Source organism: Streptomyces sp. P5F9, from assembly GCF_057961495.1.
In genome coordinates, this window is record NZ_JBXVPZ010001039.1 from 1 (window position 1) to 645 (window position 645).

The 645-nt window shown below is 71.9% G+C and carries 1 protein-coding gene; it reads right to left on the reverse strand.

The features are described 5' to 3' along the window. Positions 1-137 precede the first annotated feature (137 nt). Positions 138-485, reverse strand: a complete 348-nt coding sequence (locus AC31A1_RS52285) for a WhiB family transcriptional regulator (RefSeq protein WP_489660056.1) — start codon at positions 483-485, stop codon at positions 138-140. Positions 486-645 lie beyond the last annotated feature (160 nt).

Consider the following 645-nt stretch of genomic DNA (forward strand, 5'->3'; position numbering starts at 1 on the left):
GGGCGGGTGCGCGGTGGGCCGGTGAGGTGCGGCCGGGGGCGAGTTCGACGGTGAGTTCGGGGAACTGCTGGAGCAGCGTGCCGATCCAGAGGGCGGCATGCGTGGTCGGGTCCGCCGCGGCGGACGCCGGACTCGGGTCAGGCAAGGGAGCCTCCCCGAGGAACCGGCACGACCGGCACGACCGGCACGGCCGGCACGGCCGACATGGCCGGGAGAAGGTGCGCGGGGATCTCGACCGGGCGCCCGGAGCGGTAGAGGCGGCCGCCGCAGACGCCGTCGAACCAGTTGTCCGCCGGGGCGACGATCCGCTCGCAGTCCCGCCGAACCGGGCAGCGGGCGCAGGCCCGCAGGACGGGGGCGGCCTCCTTGACCTTCTTGGAGAAGACGGCCTTGGGCGGAAGCCCGGCACAGGCGGCGGCGGTCTGCCAGGCGACGGGTCCGTCGTAGTCGTAGGAGCGCGGTGGTGGGCAGGAGTCGATGGACATTGGGCCTCCCTGTAGGACGGGCCAGAACGAGTCAGGACGGGTGTGGCACAGGCAGCTGGCAAGTGCCGTCCGGCCGTCCAGGTTTACAGATTGCGCGCGCGCTCGCAACGTCAACTTTGGTCACTCATGTCACAGCCCCGGCGACAACCCGTCACGAAAC